This is a genomic window from Streptomyces sp. UH6 (assembly GCF_013421635.1).
Classification (GTDB): domain Bacteria; phylum Actinomycetota; class Actinomycetes; order Streptomycetales; family Streptomycetaceae; genus Streptomyces; species Streptomyces abyssomicinicus.
Map to the genome: position 1 here is coordinate 1 of NZ_JACADT010000784.1, position 2,688 is coordinate 2,688.

Here is a 2,688-nt window from a genome sequence, read left to right on the forward strand (position 1 = left end):
GAACGCCGCCGCGCGGAGCGGGCCCGCAGACCCGGGCCGGCCGTGCTGATCAGCCGCGCGGTGGGCGAGCTGTTCATCACCACCGGCGTGCTGATGATCCTCTTCGTCGCCTACCAGCTGTGGTGGACCAACGTCCTCGCCGCCGCCGACGTGGACCGCGAGACCGTCCAGCTCCAGGACGACTGGGACAAGGGGGCACGCGACCCCGGCTCCTTCGAGCCCGGCCAGGGCTTCGCCCTCCTCCACATCCCCACCCTCGACGTGGTGGTGCCGGTGGCCGAGGGCATCGACAAGGAGAAGGTGCTGGACCGCGGCATGGTCGGGCACTACGACGAGGAGAGCATCCCGACCGCCATGCCGGGCGACGACTCGGGCAACTTCGGCCTCGCCGGGCACCGCAACACCCACGGCGAGCCCTTCCGCTACATCAACCGCCTGAAGCCGGGTGACCCGATCGTGGTGGAGACCCGCGACACCTACTACGTGTACCGGATGACCTCGATCCTTCCGTCCACCTCACCCGGCAACGTCTCCGTCCTCGACCCCGTACCGCCGGGGTCGGGTTTCACCGGCCCCGGCCGCTACATCACACTGACCACCTGCACCCCGGAGTTCACCAGCACCTACCGGATGATCGTCTGGGGCAAGATGGACGAGGAACGCCCGCGTGACGAGGGGAAGCCCGACGCGCTGGTGAACCCGTGACGGGTGAGTACGGGACACGACGGGGGACGGCCACGGTGGCAACGGTGGAGCACGACCGGAGCGGCGAGGACACGCGCCCGCACCGGGACAACGGCGGTCGTGTCTCCCGGGGCCCCGTGGCCACGCTGGTCGGCCTCCTGGGGGAGCTGCTGATGACGGCCGGCGTGGTGCTCGGCCTCTTCGTCGTCTACTCGCTGTGGTGGACCAACCTGCTCGCCGACCGGGCGGCGGACCAGGAGAGCGACCGGATCCGCGACCGCTGGGAGCAGGCGCTGGAGGGCGCCGGCGGGCCCGGCAGCCTGGACACCAAGGACGGCATCGGCTTCCTGCACGTCCCGACGATGGACGACGACCAGATACTGGTGAAGAAGGGCACCGACCCCAAGGTGCTCGACGACGGCGCGGCCGGCTACTACACCGACCCGGTCAAGGCCTCGCTCCCGACCAGCGACAAGGACGGAAACTTCTCCCTGGCCGCGCACCGCGACGGGCACGGGGCCAAGTTCCACGGCATCCACAAGATCCGCGAGGGCGACCCGATCGTCTTCGAGAGCAAGGACAAGTGGTACGTCTACAAGGTCTTCGAGATCCTCCCGGAGACCTCCAAGTACAACGTCGGCGTCCTGAAGCCGGTGCCCGAGGAGTCCGGGCGGAAGAAGGCCGGCAAGTACATCACGCTGACCACCTGCACCCCGATGTACACCTCCGAGCACCGCTACATCGTCTGGGGGGAACTGGTCCGGGTGGACCCGGTCGACGACCGGCGCACCCCGCCCGAGGAGATCAGGAACTCCTAGGCCGCGCGGGCGGCGCCTCCCCCGGCACCGCCCGGTCGGCGCGCCGGGTGGTGATGAACAGCAGGCACATCGCGGCGATGGCCACCCGCCCGGTCGCCTGCAGCAGCGGCCCGCGCAACAGGATGAACGAGTACCCGGCGATCAGCGGGGCGGTGATCAGCAGCAGCCGCCCCGGGTGGCCGCGCCTCCCGGCGGAGGCCCTCGCCACCCTGCGGTCGAACCGGGCGGCCGCGTACCCGACGAGACCCATCCCGGCCGTCATCCCCACCGCGCCGAAGTCGATGTACAGCTCGGCCCACACCGGGGAGGACAGGTTGGTGTTCCGCGTGCCCATCCACTGGCCCACCATCACGCCCGTGTCGACGGGCTTGTCCTCCCACACCGACCGCGGCACCGCGAACAGCAGGCAGCCCGCCAGCTGGTTGCCGTAGGTGTGCCCGGCCGAGTCGACATAGGTGATCGTGTTGGCGAACATGCCTATCTGGTCGTAGTCCTTCAACGCCAGCGGCTCCAGGAAGGACGTGGTCTCGATGGTGCGGGTGTTGTTCTCGTCGTAGCGGAAGGCGTCGGCGAAGGGGAACAGCAGCAGCGCCACCACCACGCCCAGCGTCAGCGACATCCGGTAGAGCGCGGCGCTCACCGGGAAGGCCGTGAACAGCAGCGCGAACATCACCGTCAGGAACCAGTAACGCGGGTTGGAGACGGGGTTGTTGACCACCGCGTTCAGAACGCACAGCGACGCGAACACGGCGACCGTGGACCAGCTGCGCCGGGCCCTGCGGGAGGTGGCCAGCCGCCGGACGTGGACCAGCAGGGCGATCAGCGGCAGCACCGTGCCGAAGCCGCGGACGAAGGCCTGACCCGCCTCGGAGCCGTTGCCGGACAGGCCCGCGTCCTCCAGGCCGGCGGTGATCTCCTGACGGCTGGAGAAGAAGACCGCCGGTCCGCCCAGACGCACCACCAGCAGCGCCGCCGCCGCGAAGGCGGCCAGCGTCAGCAGGTGCACGCGGCGCCGGTGCACCAGACGCGGCCGGTCCCCGTGGCGGTCGTCCTCCGCGGCCCTGGCGAGCGCGCCGAAGTCCCGCTCCTCCTCGGCCTCCCGGCGCCGCCACGGGGGCCGGAACCGGGCCAGCAGGGCCCCCAGATCGAAAGCGCAGCAGCCGAACAGCACCAGCGCGATCGCCAG

At 70.5% G+C, this 2,688-nt stretch carries 3 protein-coding genes; 2 read left to right on the plus strand and 1 reads right to left on the minus strand.

The features are described 5' to 3' along the window. Together HW445_RS25785 and HW445_RS25790 are read left to right on the plus strand one after the other, a co-directional pair. Positions 1 to 705 (plus strand): class E sortase (locus HW445_RS25785; protein WP_180223298.1); only part of this gene is annotated, 705 nt, incomplete at its 5' end. A 44-nt stretch (positions 706 to 749) separates the two neighbouring features. Then, positions 750 to 1,502, plus strand: coding sequence for a class E sortase (locus HW445_RS25790; RefSeq protein WP_374939698.1), 753 nt, complete (start codon positions 750 to 752; stop codon positions 1,500 to 1,502). On the opposite strand, the gene HW445_RS25795 is transcribed toward HW445_RS25790, so the two are convergent. Next, on the minus strand, positions 1,489 to 2,688 hold a 1,200-nt coding region (locus tag HW445_RS25795), incomplete at its 5' end, for a hypothetical protein (protein ID WP_180223299.1). The genes HW445_RS25790 and HW445_RS25795 overlap by 14 nt on opposite strands.